Annotated in this window: 19 protein-coding genes; 9 read left to right on the forward strand and 10 right to left on the reverse strand. The window is 37.6% G+C overall.

Annotated elements, in window-relative coordinates; translation table 11 throughout:
- Positions 1–575: 575 nt before the first annotated feature.
- Positions 576–1,301: a pseudouridine synthase gene (locus QWY93_RS15785; protein ID WP_290249363.1), complete on the reverse strand. Its 726-nt coding sequence runs from the start codon at positions 1,299–1,301 to the stop codon at positions 576–578.
- 273 nt (positions 1,302–1,574) lie between these two features.
- On the opposite strand from QWY93_RS15785, the gene QWY93_RS15790 reads away from it, so the two are divergent.
- Positions 1,575–2,060: a hypothetical protein gene (locus QWY93_RS15790; protein ID WP_290249364.1), complete on the forward strand. Its 486-nt coding sequence runs from the start codon at positions 1,575–1,577 to the stop codon at positions 2,058–2,060.
- Between the two features lie 30 nt (positions 2,061–2,090).
- On the opposite strand, the gene QWY93_RS15795 is transcribed toward QWY93_RS15790, so the two are convergent.
- Positions 2,091–2,456 carry a hypothetical protein gene (locus tag QWY93_RS15795; RefSeq protein WP_290249366.1) on the reverse strand — a complete coding sequence of 122 codons (366 nt, stop codon included), beginning with the start codon at positions 2,454–2,456 and terminating at the stop codon, positions 2,091–2,093.
- Positions 2,457–2,602: 146 nt separating this feature from the next.
- On the reverse strand, positions 2,603–2,944 hold the full coding sequence (locus QWY93_RS15800; RefSeq protein ID WP_290249368.1) for a zinc ribbon domain-containing protein YjdM: 342 nt from the start codon (positions 2,942–2,944) through the stop codon (positions 2,603–2,605).
- A 178-nt stretch (positions 2,945–3,122) separates the two neighbouring features.
- Here QWY93_RS15800 and QWY93_RS15805 point away from each other — a divergent pair, with 178 nt between their 5' ends.
- Both QWY93_RS15805 and QWY93_RS15810 read left to right on the forward strand, forming a co-directional pair.
- Positions 3,123–3,434 carry a hypothetical protein gene (locus QWY93_RS15805; protein ID WP_290249369.1) on the forward strand — a complete coding sequence of 104 codons (312 nt, stop codon included), beginning with the start codon at positions 3,123–3,125 and terminating at the stop codon, positions 3,432–3,434.
- Between the two features lie 122 nt (positions 3,435–3,556).
- The gene (locus QWY93_RS15810) at positions 3,557–4,303 is read left to right on the forward strand and encodes a hypothetical protein (RefSeq protein ID WP_290249370.1); all 747 of its coding nucleotides are present in this window, start codon (positions 3,557–3,559) and stop codon (positions 4,301–4,303) included.
- Positions 4,304–4,428: 125 nt separating this feature from the next.
- Here QWY93_RS15810 and QWY93_RS15815 read toward each other — a convergent pair whose 3' ends face one another.
- Positions 4,429–4,707, reverse strand: coding sequence for a hypothetical protein (locus tag QWY93_RS15815; protein ID WP_290249812.1), 279 nt, complete (start codon positions 4,705–4,707; stop codon positions 4,429–4,431).
- Here QWY93_RS15815 and QWY93_RS15820 point away from each other — a divergent pair.
- Positions 4,615–4,947: a M48 family metallopeptidase gene (locus tag QWY93_RS15820; protein WP_290249372.1), complete on the forward strand. Its 333-nt coding sequence runs from the start codon at positions 4,615–4,617 to the stop codon at positions 4,945–4,947. The two genes, QWY93_RS15815 and QWY93_RS15820, sit on opposite strands and share 93 nt — an antisense overlap.
- A 431-nt stretch (positions 4,948–5,378) precedes the next feature.
- Here the strand turns inward: QWY93_RS15820 and QWY93_RS15825 are convergent, their stop codons facing one another.
- The 3 genes from QWY93_RS15825 to QWY93_RS15835 form a co-directional block, all read right to left on the reverse strand.
- Positions 5,379–6,896 carry a hypothetical protein gene (locus tag QWY93_RS15825; protein WP_290249374.1) on the reverse strand — a complete coding sequence of 506 codons (1,518 nt, stop codon included), beginning with the start codon at positions 6,894–6,896 and terminating at the stop codon, positions 5,379–5,381.
- Positions 6,897–7,009: 113 nt separating this feature from the next.
- Positions 7,010–7,201: a hypothetical protein gene (locus tag QWY93_RS19775; RefSeq protein WP_353959659.1), complete on the reverse strand. Its 192-nt coding sequence runs from the start codon at positions 7,199–7,201 to the stop codon at positions 7,010–7,012.
- Between the two features lie 421 nt (positions 7,202–7,622).
- On the reverse strand, positions 7,623–8,753 hold the full coding sequence (locus QWY93_RS15835; RefSeq protein ID WP_290249376.1) for a hypothetical protein: 1,131 nt from the start codon (positions 8,751–8,753) through the stop codon (positions 7,623–7,625).
- Between the two features lie 428 nt (positions 8,754–9,181).
- Between QWY93_RS15835 and QWY93_RS15840 the strand changes: the two genes are divergently transcribed.
- A complete protein-coding gene (locus QWY93_RS15840; RefSeq protein ID WP_290249377.1) occupies positions 9,182–9,577 on the forward strand; it encodes a (R)-mandelonitrile lyase in 396 nt (131 codons plus the stop codon).
- 578 nt (positions 9,578–10,155) lie between these two features.
- Here the strand turns inward: QWY93_RS15840 and QWY93_RS15845 are convergent.
- Together QWY93_RS15845 and QWY93_RS15850 are read right to left on the reverse strand one after the other, a co-directional pair.
- Entirely contained in the window at positions 10,156–10,845 is a 690-nt protein-coding gene (locus tag QWY93_RS15845) for a hypothetical protein (RefSeq protein WP_290249379.1), read from the reverse strand.
- A 25-nt stretch (positions 10,846–10,870) separates the two neighbouring features.
- The gene (locus QWY93_RS15850) at positions 10,871–11,905 is read right to left on the reverse strand and encodes a hypothetical protein (RefSeq protein WP_290249380.1); all 1,035 of its coding nucleotides are present in this window, start codon (positions 11,903–11,905) and stop codon (positions 10,871–10,873) included.
- 148 nt (positions 11,906–12,053) lie between these two features.
- Here QWY93_RS15850 and QWY93_RS15855 point away from each other — a divergent pair, with 148 nt between their 5' ends.
- The 4 genes from QWY93_RS15855 (at position 12,054) to QWY93_RS15870 (ending at position 16,046) form a co-directional block, all read left to right on the forward strand.
- Complete coding sequence (locus QWY93_RS15855) at positions 12,054–12,569, forward strand: RNA polymerase sigma factor (protein ID WP_290249381.1); 516 nt, start codon at positions 12,054–12,056, stop codon at positions 12,567–12,569.
- A 60-nt stretch (positions 12,570–12,629) separates the two neighbouring features.
- A complete protein-coding gene (locus QWY93_RS15860) occupies positions 12,630–13,541 on the forward strand; it encodes a FecR family protein (RefSeq protein ID WP_290249382.1) in 912 nt (303 codons plus the stop codon).
- A complete protein-coding gene (locus QWY93_RS15865; RefSeq protein WP_290249383.1) occupies positions 13,528–14,790 on the forward strand; it encodes a TonB-dependent receptor in 1,263 nt (420 codons plus the stop codon). The genes QWY93_RS15860 and QWY93_RS15865 overlap by 14 nt, the downstream gene beginning before the upstream one ends.
- 101 nt (positions 14,791–14,891) lie before the next feature.
- Positions 14,892–16,046: a TonB-dependent receptor domain-containing protein gene (locus QWY93_RS15870; RefSeq protein WP_290249384.1), complete on the forward strand. Its 1,155-nt coding sequence runs from the start codon at positions 14,892–14,894 to the stop codon at positions 16,044–16,046.
- A gap of 98 nt (positions 16,047–16,144) precedes the next feature.
- On the opposite strand, the gene QWY93_RS15875 is transcribed toward QWY93_RS15870, so the two are convergent.
- A complete protein-coding gene (locus QWY93_RS15875; protein WP_290249385.1) occupies positions 16,145–16,879 on the reverse strand; it encodes a DUF4382 domain-containing protein in 735 nt (244 codons plus the stop codon).
- Positions 16,880–17,061: the final 182 nt, after the last annotated feature.

Consider the following 17,061-nt stretch of genomic DNA (forward strand, 5'->3'; position numbering starts at 1 on the left):
GGCCAGTGGTCTAAAATCAACCATCCAAATGGCTCTTCATGTAATTTAACCTTAAAACAAGAAAGAATAAAATTCAATTGCTGGTTGCCTGAAAGCAAGATTAAATGGCCAAGGGCATTAGCGGAAATTTTTTCTCTCCATTGAAAGTGCCAGCGGCTAATGCAGGAAACTTCATTTGCTTATTTAACCCAGGGCAAGCAATAGCTTGGCCCTGGGCTAAATTTATTATTCCCTTTCAGGGAATTTTCCTTTATTCCATGAATCCATCGTTATTGTTTTCATACTGGAAGTTAAGTGAATAATTAGTCTAGGTTAATTCAAAAATCAGTTTTCAAAGCCTGTTCCTTCGAGGGAAGGGAAATTTAAAATTTGAAGCCTGTTAAAGCTTCAACAATAATAACCTCGGGTGTAAACCCGGGGAGGGCTAAAATGAATATTACAGCCAACCCCATTAGGGGTTGAACTAATTTGCAAGTACTTGCAGAAAAGCGGATAATCAAATCATTGAAATAATTATTTCAATCCTTTTAAAAAGTTGAAATTGCTCAAAGCAGTCGTCAGTCGACCTTCGACTGTCAACTGTCATATTTGACCTCATGGACCAGTGATTCCCAATTAAATTCCTTGAGAATTTTATTAAAATAGGAGGGAACAGGGGCTTCTACATGGATTTCCTTTCCTGTGACTGGGTGGTTCATTTGGGTTTTCCAGGCATGGAGCAACATGTTGGGCATTTGAAAATGCATTCTAAAAAAGCGGTTTTGTTTGTTGTCTCCATGAGTCTTATCACCAATGATATAATTCCGCTCATGAGCAAAATGCCTGCGGATCTGATGCATTCTACCGGTATGAGGAAAAGCCCTAACCAAAGAATAACGACTGGTGGAATGCCTGGGAGAGGAAGCTTCCGGAATTTCTATTTGACCTAACCGCAGGTACTCGGTCTGTGCTTCCTGAAGATCCTTATTTAAGTTTTTCTTTAAGGGTTGATTTATAAGACCCTGTTCCTCTTTAGTATATCCTCTTACAATTGCCAGGTAATATTTTTTGATTTCCTTGTCCAAGAATAATTCCTGGAAAACCCTTACCACATCAGGAGATTTGGCAAACCACAAAATTCCTGAAGTAGGGCGGTCAATCCGATGAATGGGATAAACCCTCTGTCCAATTTGATCCCTTAAGAGCTGCATGGCATATACCGGCTCGGCATCCATAGCCAGACTGGTCTTATGAACCAAAAGCCCTGCCGGCTTATTAATGGCAATGTAAAAATCATCTTCAAAAAGGATAGGTAATTCCATGTTGTTATTAAAGGTTTATTTAAATTGTTTTCACAAATGGCTTTAGGAATAAATATAAGCAAGCAATATAAAGTGCCTGATTGTTTTTATCCAATAATAGTGATGGTCTTTTATTTTAGGAGATACAAATGGAAGGAATAAAACCAGGGAATTTTATAGCACCAAGTTGTAAATCAACTGATAATGGTCACATTTGTAAACACAATCCATTTTAATGTCCAAATCAAGGGATTAAGTTAGGATTATTTAAAACCTGTTTTCTGCAAACTTCCCATGAAACTCCCCAGTCTTTCTGCTATAAAAAAAGAAGTTTCTTTTTTATCCAAAGAGGAGCTTATTGCCTTGTTGATGGAAACGGCAAAGTTCACCACGGATAATAAGCAATTTCTGTTTTTTAAGGTCTTTGGCCGGGAAAACCCAGGGTTTTTTCAGGAAATGGTGGAAGCAGAGTTACAGGCTGCATTTGAAAATGCCAATATGGACCGTGCCCATTTTGCAAAAAAATCTGCACAATCCATCCGGCGGAAACTCAATAAATACCTAAAATTCACCAAGGACAAAACGGTCCAGCTTGAGTTGATTGCATTTTTCTGTAAGGGACTTGCTCAGCATGGATATCTGGATTATGCACATCCTGTCATTGAAAACTTGTACCAAATGCAATTAAACAAGATTCAAAAAATAAAAAACAACCTCCATGAGGACCTTCAGTATGATTATCAAGGGATAATAGAAGGACTTGAGGAAGTTTTAAAATAGGTGGTCAGAGCAAACCGTTTAAATTCTAATCTAAATATCATCCATTCCTCTTTCAGGAACATAAGGACTGATTAAGGTGATTTGATTTTTTTCAGGATCGACCGTAAATGATAATGTTAATTTATCCTTTTCTTTTTCATGGATATTTAAACAGGCATTATAAAAAATCAGTCGGAATTTAACTTTAAAGTTTCCACTGGTGGGCGTTTCAAAATGGATATTACCTGCCAACTCAACTTCTTCCACCACAGCACCATCTGGCCGGAAAAAGTAGGACAAAAAAATACCCAGCTCTTTTTGCTCCTCCTTAAGAGATTGACAAATGGCTGATTTCCATTCTTTTTTGCTAGCCTCAGGGCCTAATTTTTTAATATGGAATTTCCAGGTTTCCTGCATATTCTATTAGACGAAATTTAGGATAGTAAAGATACATGGGGATTTTTATCAGGAAAAATCAATTGCATACCATCATTTTATTAACCTTTGACAGTCGGTCCAAGTCTCCTGTTTTCTGGTATACCATGTGGGAAACCGTCAGATAATTATGCTTTTTTGACAAATTCCGACTTTAATGCCATAGACCCAAAACCCTCAATTTTGCAATCAATATTATGGTCTCCTTCGGTCAGCCGGATATTTTTGACTTTTGTTCCTGCTTTAATAGGTTGGGGATAACCCTTTACGGGCAGATTTTTCACTACAATCACGCTATCGCCATCTTGAAGTGCTGTCCCATTGGCATCTTTAACCACCAGTCCAGTTTCTTCTTCCTCGGCAATCTCATCAGGATTCCATTCATAACCACATTCTGGGCAAACCAGTAACAAGTCCATGGGGTAGGTAAATTCAGAGCCACATTTTGGGCAGGGAGGAAATTCGGTCATATCTTTTTCGTTTATAAAAGGGCAGTAAAGTTAGGGAAATACTTCTAATCCTCCTGTAGAAGCTATTTATTTATTCTTTTTCTACCCTGAGGTGCCAAGTGAGGATAGGTAACCCCTTTAAATAATTGATATTTCCTTGGAAATTGAATGAAAGACTTTCTTGGCTCAAGAGGAAGAGATGACTAAATTTCCGGAATTATCCTTAATGCTATATCTCTTTAATATGTTCGAAAGTCCGGATTACCCCAAACCTCTTGATGAAGCACTTTTTGAAAACTGGCTGGAACAAGGCCACGATAAAAAGATTTGTTATAACTATTTATTGATTATTTGGGATGTTTTGGATCAAGAATATAAGCCAGCATATATTGAAGAACTTCAGGAACTAGAGAGTTATGAACGATATCCCAACAACTATGGGCAGGAAGGACTGGTGGCCGTTTTTGATTTGTATTCTGCATCCAGATTGGTTTTGGACGCTAGAGATTAGATTTTAGCTATTTGAAATAGGATTTGAGAGGTAAAAAAATACCCTAATTGCGGTATTGACATAAACAATTGATAATATTGGGTTTAAGAATAAATGATTTTTTAACTAAACCTAATTTTGTTATGTCTAAGGAAAACTATGAATCATGCCTTGAGGACCTCAATGACATTCCCAATGAAGAAGTAAGAGAACCAGCTATCCCAGTGGATATTTATGTCCAGGAAGCTGCCGACCTTGCGGTATGGGTTGAAGATGAAAAAGAGGCCATGAAGAAAGCCGGAATGGATTGGAAACTGGCCGTCAGGCTTCCGGAACTGGCCGGAACCCTACGTTATGCACAGTCCCTGTGGATGAAGGAATTTAACACTCAGGAAGAAGCCCGCCGAAAATGGGAATTAAAATCTCCTGAAGCCTTTGAGTTGAAAAATGACCTGGAAGCTGATTGCCGTTTTGCTTTCCGAAAACGCCCCGATCTTCTGGCCAAAGTCCAGCAGGTAGAGGATGGAACAAGCCATGCCGATATGGTGCAGGACCTGAGTGATTTGGCTGCCCTGGGCAATGCCAACTTGTCCTTGCTTCAAGCCATAGGGGTAAGTGTAGAGAAACTGCAGATGGCCGAGGCTTCAGCCTCCGAAATGTCCAAGTTCCTGGCCCAAATGAATGGTGAAAGCGCCACTAACAATGAGGCCAAAATCATTCGGGACAAAGCTTATACCCTTCTGAAAAGAGCTGTGGATGAAGTTCGGGACACGGGCAAATATGTATTCCGTAAAAATCCCGAAAAACTGAAAGGCTTTACCAGTGCCTACTATCGTAAGCTTAATAGAAGCCGTACAGAAAAAAGCACAGAGGATATCATTTCAGATTAAGTCAGTCTTTTTTCCAAAGATCAAAAAGCCCTTTTCAATCGGAAGGGCTTTTTTAATTCCATTACCAAGGGGAATTTTAAATCATTGCATTTTCAATGCTATATCAATAGCTTCCTGTAAGTGAATTACCCTCCCTGTAGCAATATGAGGGTTCCCTGTAGGGTGAGTTGTGCTCCCTGTAGATCAAAATTGTCTCCCTGTATAACAGGAAGCATGTAATGAGCTACAGGAAGAAAGAATGATGTAACAGGGGAGGGGAGTTGATGGTCTTTGCCCATGAAAAGAACAACAATCAGTTGGTAAAACATCTTTTGAATGATTGGTATTACAGGCACGCCAAGAGAAAATTTAACACCTGCATCGCCGAATCGGTCAAAAAATTCAGCAATTACAGTATTCCGCAAGATCCGCCTTTAGTGGTAAAGCGGATGAACAAACGTTGGGGGAGTTGCACCCCAAAAGGAAGGATAATACTGAATCCGGAGGTCATCAAGACCCCATCAAAATGCATTGAGTATGTGGTCATACACGAGCTATGCCACTTGATCCATCCCAACCACAGCAAAGCCTTTTATAAGCTTCAATCCGAAATAATGCCCGATTGGGAAAAGTGGAAGTTAAGGTTGGAGAAGGCTTTGGTTTGATGTTGTGTTTTAGTCCTATTTGACAAATTTCCTGAATGCAGAAACGATTTGGAATATAAAGAAAGCCAGTACGATACGTTGGAGACCATCAAGGAAATAAACCCAAAATGGATGTTCGATTGCTCCAAAGAGAAAGGAAACTCTTCGGGTAGGGTTAAATAGCTGAGGCCAGACAGATCCGTGTTCTGAGACCTTAGCCCAAAAAAAGTTCCAACCATCATATGAGAAGTCAGGCCAAAAATTAATTTCAGGATCAGCCATAATAAAAAGTAGAGGGAATATTCCAGTAGAAATCAATGTAATACAAAGGAGAGGCTTTATCCAGTTTTGACCATGATCGTTGGTTTCTCCCAAGAGTATGCTGATTTTGTCAGATTGGTATTTAATGTAATTACTAAATCGACTAATAGTACTAGCAAGCTTGGCCTTTTTTATCCGATTAATAAAAGGTTGTTTTTCAGGGCTATCAAGTTTATGCCTTTTTTCCTTTTCGATCTTAAATACTTATCATGAATCTGAATTTCTCTTCCCTTAAAAAGTAATGTAGTTATTCTGTCGGACTGTTTTTCGGCTGCAAGTTTTAGCTGTCTATATATTTCCCTTTTTTGAGAAAGAATTTTTGTATTATCTTTTTCGTTTTCATCCACTTCTAAATTTTGAGGTTCAAACCATTCTACTCCGTTGATAAAAATGGTATCAAATCTAGAATCAATAACTCTAACAACTGGATAGATTGAAAAATCAAAATCATAAAACTCTGTATTACCTAGATTAGAGTTTTGAATGAGAAATTCTTTGGGTATCCCATCATTTAATTCTGGGTTATTATTATTAAATGAAATTAGAGACTTATTAAATAAATGAGTCAATATTAGTTTATCATAGGAGCAATCCCGAAGAAAAAGGGAATTGTTAAAGTTATTGCCTTTTAAAGTTACTTGTTTGAAAAATGTATTTCGAAAATCAATAACGCCAGAAGATTTTTCGGAAAAGACAATGTTAAGATTATTAGTTTTGATATTATCACCATGAAATTCAATCCCATTTTTAAATTGTGAATCTTGAATCCATATTTCCTCAGGTAATTTAAAGTTAACGGTTTGTAAACCTGGATCTTTTCTTTGAAATTGAAATTTATCATTAAAGTTTGATCCAATTATAGAAAGTGACTTTTCAAGTTTAATTGCGGAAACATTGATTTCTCCATTGTAATCTCCATCATTCCAAATCAAAGCATTAAGATCACCATTCCAGATTCTAATATCCTTTTCAAAAATTGAATGAGTACCAACAAATGCAATTGTGGGAGAACTCACAGAAGAAATTCTTGTTTGGCATTTCGAAATACAATTTCTGAAATCAACCCCAATATTTTTAATGGTATCTCCAGTAATATCCAGCTTACTTTTAAATGTTACATTTTCAAAATTATATCCTGCTTTAGAAAAATTGTTTGAATGACTTTCAAACCAATCTATTTCTAGTTTTTCTCCTTCCTCAGCATAAATATCTACACCGAAAGGGAAAACACATTTTGAAATGCGAAGGAGAATATATGATCCATTGATAATCTCTATTGCGCCAGATTTTTGGCTAAAATCTTCAGGTTTAGTGTCGTCAGATACACAATTATTGAATATTAATGGTTTAAATAATTTACAGTCCTTTAGAATGATTTTCTCCCCAAGATTAAATTTCTTTTTATGATCTCCAGAAAAAGATACACCTCCTGTGAATTCAAAATTTATTAGGGTAAGTGATTTTCTATTATACTTATTTAAATCAAATTCAACATTGCCCGAGACTCTTGTTGTTTTTTTTGGGCTACCTAGAGTTAGAGGAGACGGATCGCTATATACTTTTTCTAAAAAATTTAATGAAGAAATCTCCTTTACTTCTACCATTACTCCATCTTCCCATTCCATTTGTGGGGGGGTAAAATTATTCATGATTTGAGTGGGCATTTGTGTTTTGGAGATTAATCTCGAAAAGTCTGGTATATTGAATTTGGGTATCTCCATAACTAGTTTTAATTTATTTAGTCTTGTTAGGTAATAATGAACTATTTTCCTGAAATCAGCCTCTCCAACCTCGCCACCATCTCATCCTTCTCCTTCAGCATCCTTTCATACAATGCCATCTTTTCTTCATGTAGCTGCACCAGTTTATCAATAGGATGGAATGTAGGATGGTTGTTATAAATGAATCCGGTGGCACTATCATTGGCATGAAAAGTATTAGCAATAATATTCATCGCCTGCTCTTCATCAAAATTCCGGAAGGGTTCCTCTGGGATATGGAGAATCTCAGATACCTGACGGAGGATATACTCTTCTACGGGTTCTTTTTATTCTAGGAAGGAGATTTTCTTTTGGGACCAGTCGGCACCCTGTTCATGTTGATGGCCGGCATCTTGGGGAAACGCTTGATATTTCGTCTTTGATGGATATTACGGGAAGTTGAATTTGTCATAAGGCTTGGTGCTAAAAAACTTAAAAACTAAAAAACAAATTAAGGAAAATGTCGGGATTTGGAAAGGGGAGGGGGATGGAAGGTTTGAAGCTGGGAAAGTTTTAATGTTAAGGGTCAAGTGTTAAGCGATGGAAATCCAGTTGTATTGCGGGATCTCGTTTATTTTTTCTAGAAGTAAGGTTGCTTAGCTGGTGAACCTTTGATTATTTTAATACTTCACCATCTTCGAATATTAAGGAGGTTACCTTATACTTTATCTTTATATCATCAAAATTTCCATTACTAATTTTTCTTTCTCTTAATTTTCTCAATTTCTCAAAATCCTTATACTTTTCATGTGTTTTATTAAAATCCATAAATATCGTATATCCACCTGATTTTGTAAAAATCAACCCATCAATTGGAGATTTCAAAGGAGAGTCAGGGTCAAAATCTATATCATTAATTTTTAAGATCAAATCCCCATATTCATCTTCAAACATTACATCAAATTTAAATTTACGAATATTTCTTGACTCTTCTGGAAGATTATGCCTTAAACTATAAATGTATAAATTTAATCTATCTGTAAAAGGGGGTTGTCCTTGTGTAAACGTATTTAGATTTAAGTTCATATAGATATAATCATTTAAAGAGGCATTCGCTCTTATATCTTCCTTTTTCTGATCAATTATTTTATCATAATTTAATGCTTCATATTTAATGAATCCGTTATTGAAGCTACTATCAGCAAAATTACTCCTGTATGAAATCATTACATTATACATTTCCAATTCCCAAATAATAAAATAATTTTTACCGCTCCTGGCACTAATAGAATTAGCAAGTTTTCCCTTTAATGACTTCTGTTGACTTTTTTCATACAATGCTATTACTTTAGATATTTCAGAATGGTGCATAGAATTTAAAAATGAAAGGTTTGGTTCTCCATACCACTTTTTGTAGAGGTTTATTATTCTGTTAAGTTTAAATTCGGATATTTCACCTTTACCAGGACGAAATATCTTTTTATCAAAGAACATTATAGAGTCTGATCCAAAATTCAACTTAGCTGAATAAAAATTATCAAACTCATAACCATCTGGATTTTCCCACAAAGTAGTTTTTAAATTAGGGTCACCATCCAGGTAGAAATAAGTAATTGAATCATAATCTTCATCTTGGATATTTACAGCTTCTAGTAGACCCTCTTCTTTAAACTTTGATTTAAAACCATTTACTGATACATCTCCAAATTTAACATAGGATATTGGGTCTCCTTCTTTTGAGCATGAAATAATAAATATAAAAAATAGAGGAATCACTGCACTAAATATGTAATTATGTACTTTCATAAAATAATAAAGTATCTTAGTTTTTTTTGAACAAAAAAAGGGATAATAAACCAAGTTAGAATTTTTTTTGACAAAATCTTATATGATTTTGGGGTAAGGCATTTGTATTAGTTAATATTAAATGCTTTTTGTATTGTTAATTGATAATATCTGTCATAGATCAAAAATACACATTTTATGGATTTGAACTAAACAGCAAGGAGATTAATTTCAGTAATTTATCCCTTTTCTATTATTTTAGGGGCTACATTGGGTATAATGACCTGGTAATGATTATCTGGAAAGTTTTGGATGAAAAATACCTGTTTAGTTATATTGAGGACCTTGAAACCCCAATAACTTTGGGTAAGAAGGATTGGTAGCAGTTTTGATTTGTATTCAGCTTCAGATTAGATGTTAGAAATGAGATTTTAGATAAAAATTAAACTATGGAAATAATCAGAAATGGAACCCAGGGATCAAAGCAAGGGCCAGTGGAATGGTTTACCGGAAATGTGCGTATAGATCCATTATTTGCTAAAAAAGAAGCCACGAAAGCTGCCGGTGCGTTGGTGACATTTGAGCCGGGTGCCAGGACTGCCTGGCATACGCATCCTGCAGGACAAACATTGATTGTGCAATCAGGTTTGGGCTGGATCCAGCGGGAAGGCGGACCTGTAGAAGAAATCCTGCCCGGAGATGTGATTTGGTTTGAACCTGGGGAAAAACATTGGCATGGAGCAAGTCCAAATAACGCCATGAGTCATATTGCCATCCATGAAGAAATAAATGGAGAAGTGGTCAATTGGCTGGAAAAAGTCAGTGATGGAGAGTATTTTGGATGATGATTGCGATACCATTAACATAAAGCCAAACGCTATCACACTAATGTGATGATAACTGGTTTTATGTTAAAAGCTCTCGTATTGCGGGAACCCCTTCAAATGTTATATAATGGCCTGCGTTATGTTAATATAGCTTTGGTTCAGGGGCGGGATTAATGCTTTCAGGAAGGGAGGGAAAATTATACGCATTAGGAGGGAAGGGGCTGGAACACTCTTTTACTTAAACGCACAGGCTGCTGCACAACCCCTCGTGAATCTCTCCACTTGAAAGCTGAATCGATTTGCCATACCTTCGTTAGGATACACCTTGTCTATGCGGCTCGTTCTGAGGAATCACCATGCCGCAGTGAGGGCGACCGGCTGGGGGATGAAGGACAGGCGGGAAGGTCCTGTGCTGACCATTAGCGTCAAGAGTGGTGAATGTGTGCGGAATAAGGGTAGGTAATGTGTTAGGGATAGAGAGGCAAAGGATAGTGTATTACCGAAAGACCTACCCAAAAGGTAATGTCCAAAAAAGGATAAAAAAAGGTCTGGATTTAACTACCCAGACCCTCTTTATTAAAATCAAATATAGAAAACTATAATGTTATTTCGACCTCTGTAGCTAAATCTAGTCCATCAACAACAATGTCAAAGATCTCTGCATTACTGGTTTCGCTGATTACGATTACTCCATCATTGTTCTTGGTTGCTGCTGAAAGCTCCTCTCTGGTCACTCCTGCAAACCATACGCCTGGATCAAAAGTAACCTCAGCTAAAACACTGGCTCCTTCGCCAAAAACAATCCTTCCTTCTTTCTCTACTTCGAATGTCTCTCCGGAATTGAATTCAAAGCGGATTGGATGTGTTTCATTTTCAGCGTCGGTAAATGTTCCTTCAATTACCACTGACGGATTACTGTTCTCATCCAGAATCTCCAATTCAACTCGTGCCTCAGTATAGGTACCCATAGCAAAAACCAAATTATCCAGGTTCGGAGAGGTCTCACCAGTTGCGAAATCAATTTCTATGGTACGCTCAATTTCTACTTCTACAGAGTCAGCCTCATCCGTCTCTGCTTCAAATTCAATTCGAGAGAGTCGGATAGTCCCAGATGTAAATTCCAAGGTATTAGCCTGAACTCTACCTGCAGGAACGTTTATCGAAGATGTATTAGTTTTAAAACTAAATGCGACTGTTGGGCTGTTTGTTCCATCCTTATCATCGCTGCATGACACCAATGCAAAAGCAAGTAATGCAATTACCGTGTACTTCATTGTTTGTTTCATTTTAATTGTCCTTTTTGTTTAAAATTTAAATCGATGAAAGCTGTAGTCGTTTCGTGCCTTCCTCAATGTCTTGGTATTCCAGAGTGATTTGTGTCTGATTATGATCTGTTATTGTCCAGTTCTCGTTTAATAGAAATAGTGGCTCCTCTTCCGTATCGAATTCAATGGAAACTGATTCTCCGGTATCCAATAACTCGATATCCCACTCGCCTTCTAAGCCCTCTTCACCTTGTGATTGGAGTGTCATGTCTTCATTGAATCGCAGGGTATAGCCAGAGAAAAGTGAGGTGTTCTCAACACCATCTGATTCATAGAAACTTACTTCCCAATCGGTCGATGTGAAAAGCATTTTTAACTCATCTTCAAAAATTTCTTCAAACTCTATAATGTCCTGCTCATCACATGAATTAGCCGCATTAATTATAATGTTGGTCAACTCTTCATTCGAGAAAGCTTCCAGCGTATTTTCCATTGCATCAATCATCCTGACGGGAAATTCAATGGTAGTAATTAAGTCAGGTGATATAAAGGTGTTATATGCTTCTCGATCACTATATATTTGCCGAGAGGCTACATTTTCTGTGCGTGTGTCAAAAACCTGAATGGTGAAAGGATAAATGAAATCAATGCATTCATTATCTGCATCACTTCCTCCCTCAATACAGCTATCTTGTATAGCTTCAAGCTCATCTTCAGAATTCAAGGTTATTTCTGAATGGTCAAATATGATGACATTGAAAGGATATATCCAATCTACTTCTAATGCTCCTGCTCCAAGAACTTCTACTTCTTCCAAAGCCTCGAACACCTGCTCTTCATCTTCGAAAATTCCTGTGATTGGGAATATGACCGTTGTACAGCTTGATCTATCAATGATGTTGTCTGCAGAGCCATCTTTCGTCGAAACAGCTACAATTGATTGCGCCACGGGATCATCTGAAATGATCCCATCCATATCTATTTCTATTTCAGGTTCAATTTCATCCTGACAACTAGCCAAAGCCATTAAGCTGATACCTAAAATCAAGAGCTTTACCAATATGGATAGTGTATGCTTCATTTCAATTAAAAAACAGAAAACCTAAAAAAATCCCTACCGAACCGACCGAAAATATTTTTTTTATTTTACTTTCGAGTCTGGGTTATGAAACTGTAATTATAATAGGTTTGAAAACAATATCATACTGATGCTGATTCAGTAGCGAGAAATGGAAAAAAGTGATAACGTATGTAAAGAGAAGGTATTCAATCAGGTCTTTGGGGATAATGCCAAGGACCTGTTTAATTTCCTGCATTTCAAATATCAGGATGAGGACGAAGCAAAGGACCTTGTTCAAGAGGTCTTTGGAAAACTGTGGGATAATTGTAAGAAAGTAACTATTGAAAAGGCGAGAGGATTTCTTTTCGTGTCTGCCAATAATTTGATGAAAAACATTTTGTCAAAGAAAAATACGGCACGAAAGCATCAGCCCTATCTGAAAGTAGATGAGATTAGCGTGGAGAACCCACTGTATTTAATGGAGGAATCTGAATTTGAGGACAAGTTGAATCGGGCCCTTCAGGAACTTCCGGAGGAACAACGGGTGACCTTATTATTGAAACGGATAGAAGGCAAGAAACAGAAAGAAATTGCTGAAATGCTGGGCATCTCAGAGAAGGCTGTAGAGAAAAGACTATATAAAGCAATGAACACTTTGCGGGAGAAACTTGGAAACGTTTTGTAAATAAATAATAATGAGCGGTAGGGAAATAGGGGACATTTCGGTTTTTTGAAAAGAAGGAGCATGAAAAACGAAGAACTCATAAGGAAATGGCTGACTGATCAGCTTACAGAAGCGGATGAAAAGCTTCTCAGGAAGACTGATGAGTTTGCCCAACTGGAAAAAATATGGGCTGGTCTGAGTGTCGCAACGCCACCAGACTATTCTGTTGAAGGGGAATTGGAGCGCTTTCATTCATCACACAACAAACAAACCAAAGTGATTAAGGTGTCTTGGCATCAACGTTGGGTCGGGATTGCAGCCTCTGTCATTCTTATCTCTGTCATTGGTTTTTTGCTTCTTGGACCATCATCAGACACTCAGCCCGTCAAGCTATCTGAAGGTTTAAAAGCTTATTATTTGCCGGACTCTTCAATAGTTACCCTAAATAAAGGATCTGAGTTGGTCTACGAAACAGAAGAATGGGCTACTTCCCGTCAAGTGATGCTAAAAGGTGAAGGTTTTTTTCAGGTTAAAAAGGGTTCTCCGTTTGAAGTGGCTACTTCAAATGGAACAGTAAGCGTATTGGGTACTTCATTTAATGTGAAACAACGTGGTGATTACTACGAAGTAATATGTTATGAAGGGAAAGTCGGAGTGGAAACTTCAAGACAAAACCTGACACTTATTGCCGGTGACGGCTACCGTGAGGCTTCTAGTGGCGAAGAGAAATTTGATCTTAATATAGACTATAAACCTGATTGGTTAAACGGTCAAAGTTCCTTTTTCAGAACCCAATATTATGTAGTGCTGGAGGAGCTAGAAAATCAATATGAGATTGTTATTGAAACAAAAGACATTGATCTAAAAGCTACCTTTACAGGTAGCTTTCCAAACGATGACCTTGACGTAGCACTTGACGCTGTTACTATACCTTCCGGTTATCTTTATCAACAAAAGGATGGTAAAGTACTAATCACGGGTGGGAAGGAATAATCCAAAAATATGGTTGATTCTATTTTTTGCTTTTTTCCTGTTAGAGGAAAGTAATGCTCAGGGTATTGGTAAAAAACCTCTGCGTGATGTACTGGATCAACTAGAAGAACAGTTCCCTGTATGTTTTTCTTACATGGATCAGACTATTGATAGCATACGGGTCCAGCTGCCTAGAAATAACCTAGACCTGGAACAAGCTCTTGATAATCTGGAGGGTCAGATTGCAATTGATTTCATTAAGCTTGATAAGAATTTTATTTCCATCAGAAGACGAAAAACAGTAGTACAAATTTGTGGATATCTATTGGATAAAGATGATGGAAACCCTGTGTCCGATGCGTTAATTTTCAGTCAAAAAAATTCAACAACCTCAGATCAAAATGGGTATTTCGAATTACCAAATGAAGTAATACGCTCTGCTATTCAGATAAGTCATGTGAGTTATGAAGATCAGGTTTTAAGTTTTGATAACTTGTCAAATGAGTGCATGAAATTTTACCTCATCCCATCAATTGAACGGTTAGAAGAAGTTATCATTAAGAACTATATCACCAGGGGAATTGATAAGAGAGACAATGGAGAAACTGTAGTGGACGTTCAAAACACCCACATGCTTCCGGGCTTGACTGAGCCGGATATCTTTTTCACTTTGCAAAATCTTCCTGGAATTCAAAGTATCAATGAAACAGTCACAGATATTAATATAAGAGGGGGATCAAACGATCAAAACCTTATTTTATGGGATGGGCTAAGACTTTACCAAACAGGTCATTTTTTTGGGTTGATATCAGCGATCAACCCTCATATCATTGGAAAAACCACCCTTACAAAGAATGGTACACCTACACGACTTGGAGAAGGGGTGTCCGGTACCATACAAGTAGAGACAAAAAAGAAAAGTGCTAGCGAGATCACAGCACATGCTGGCAGTAACCTGATCAATAGTGATGTACTTCTCGAAGTACCAATAGATAAGCTTCATTTATTAATCGCATCGAGGCAATCGATTGGAGGTATATTTAATACACCTACCTATGATCAATACTTTGATCGGGCGTTTCGATTTTCTGATGTCATTAATAACCCCAACTCTCAGGTGATCAACTCAGATGAAAAATTCAGCTTTTATGATTTTTCATTCAATGCAAACTACAAACCATCCTCGACTGCAGATATCAAGGGCGGTATTATGGCCCTTGAAAATGGCATTAGCTATGAAGAAAGTAGTTTGGTAGCCAAAATAGGGTAGAATCTAAAGTTAGCAATCTCGATCAGGGTACAATAGCTGGCTTTCTATCTTACGAACAACGGTGGTCAGATAGATTCAAATCCACGCTGTATTCATCGATCATGAACTACAAACAAGAATCTGTAAACTTTGACGTACTGACCGGACAAGAACATATCCTTGATAACGAAGTGCTGGAAACAGCGATAAGAGCAGAAGGCTCGTACTTTTTAAATGACACGTGGGATGTGGAAGCTGGGGTTCAACTAGTAGAGACAGGGATTCGTAATTTCAGGGGCATCAATCTACCCGCATTTCGTTCTTTGAGCAAAGAAGTACTTCGAACTACAAGCTTATATGTGGAAGGCAATGCACATCTACAAACATACACAACTATAGCTGCAGGAATCCGTGCCAATTATTTTGATAAGCTCAACAAGTACAGAATTGAGCCGCGACTTACAATATTAAAAAAACTTGGAGGACCTTTTTCTTTGGAAGTTTTAGTGGAAACAAAAAGTCAAACGACTGTACAAGTAGTGGATTTTCAAACTGATTTTTTGGGTGTTGAGAATCGTAAATGGGAACTTGTTAATGGTGAGAATATTCCACTTTTGACCAGTAGACAGGCTTCTGTTGGGGTAAATTATCAAAAGAAATCTTTGTTGGTCTCTTTGGAGGGTTTTATAAAGGGTGTAGATGGTGTAGTAACAGCAAGTCAGGGATTCTTGAATCAGTTCCAATTTGAGCGGACTTTTGGTAGCTACGTGTCACATGGGATAGAGCTATTAGTCAATCCAAGTTTTGGGGATTTAGATAGCTGGCTTACTTATTCATTCCTAAATAGTGACTATACTTTTTCTGATCTTGTCCCCCAGGAGTTTAGAAATAACTTTGATATTTCCCATGCATTGTCGGTTGGCTTGACCTACCAATTAAACAATCTGGAGCTTTCCTCTGGCGTGAATTACCGAAGTGGTGTGCCCTTTACTGAGCCGCAAGGAATTGACAAAACCAATGATGAGATTGTCTATGACTTTCCTAATGCAATGACGCTTGATAACTATTTCCGAATGGATTTTTCGGCTAAGTATAGATTTGATATATCTGATAAATGGAGTGGTAACTGCGGGATTGCCGTTTGGAATCTTACCAACCGTGAAAACATCATTAACACTTTGTCGAGCATCACAGAGGATGGAGAATTGTCGCAGGTAAATCAAAAAGCACTTGGTATTACCCCCAATGTGAGTGTTCGAATCTCATATAAGTTTTAAACGCTGTATAAAAGAAAAGAGCCCGAAGGCCCAAATCACCACCAAATATTTATGTAGTCCTAATTATTTGGAGTTAGATGTATCGTAAAAGGTCTTTATTAATCGTCATCACTTTCTTCCTCGTCCTCATCATCTTCATCTTCAGCCTCTAGTGCGACTTCAAGCTTTTCTACAATTTCCTGCATAAGGTCACTATTAGAATTTTCATTGATTCTGATCACGCCATCTTCATCAGCAACTAGCGAACTAAAATCAATAGAAGAAAAGAGTACATCAAGGTCTAGCGTAACAAGTATCGCGTTTACTGTGCCTCCGTCTAAAACAAATCCGGCTTCATTTTCAATTTCAAGCTCAAATTCTTCTGCTGTAGAGAACTCAACAAAAGTTGGTTCCGTAGCACCTTCAGGAGTGAAGTTGAAATTCACAATTAGGGTTTTATCACCTTCAAGTATGTTATCAAATTCTACTTCCACTTCCTGGTAAACACCTGCATGAAGCTCGGAAAGTCCAAAATCAGGATCGCTGGTTCCGGTAAGAAGGTTGATGACAAAATTCCCTTCAAATTCCACCTCTTCATTTTCATCCTCACCATTTTCCTCTTCTTCCAAGTCTTCCTCAAGGGTTTCCAATTCGATTTCGGTAACTCCAGCAAATACTTCAGTAAAAGTGTATCCGGTATTAGCCACTCGTCCACTAGTTGACCCTGTTGTACCGGTCACTGCTTTCATTTCAAAACTTGCTTGAGCATCAGTAGGAATGGTTTCATCTTCTCCACAGCTTTGAATTAGTACAGCTGAAAAAGCTATTAAAGCAATTAAAATTGTTCTTTTCATGATTTTCATATTTTGTGTTCAATCAGAAAACCATAAAGTCCTAAAAATCCCTACCGCAGATTTCAATTTTTTTTTACCAAAAATGAAAAGGTGGGGGATGACCAAAAAAGTCCCTTTTCATAAGGGACTGAACAAACACCGAACCGATAGCGACCAATGCGGATGCTGTATGAAAACAGGCC

It is taken from the genome of Echinicola jeungdonensis, assembly GCF_030409905.1.
GTDB classification, from domain to species: domain Bacteria; phylum Bacteroidota; class Bacteroidia; order Cytophagales; family Cyclobacteriaceae; genus Echinicola; species Echinicola jeungdonensis.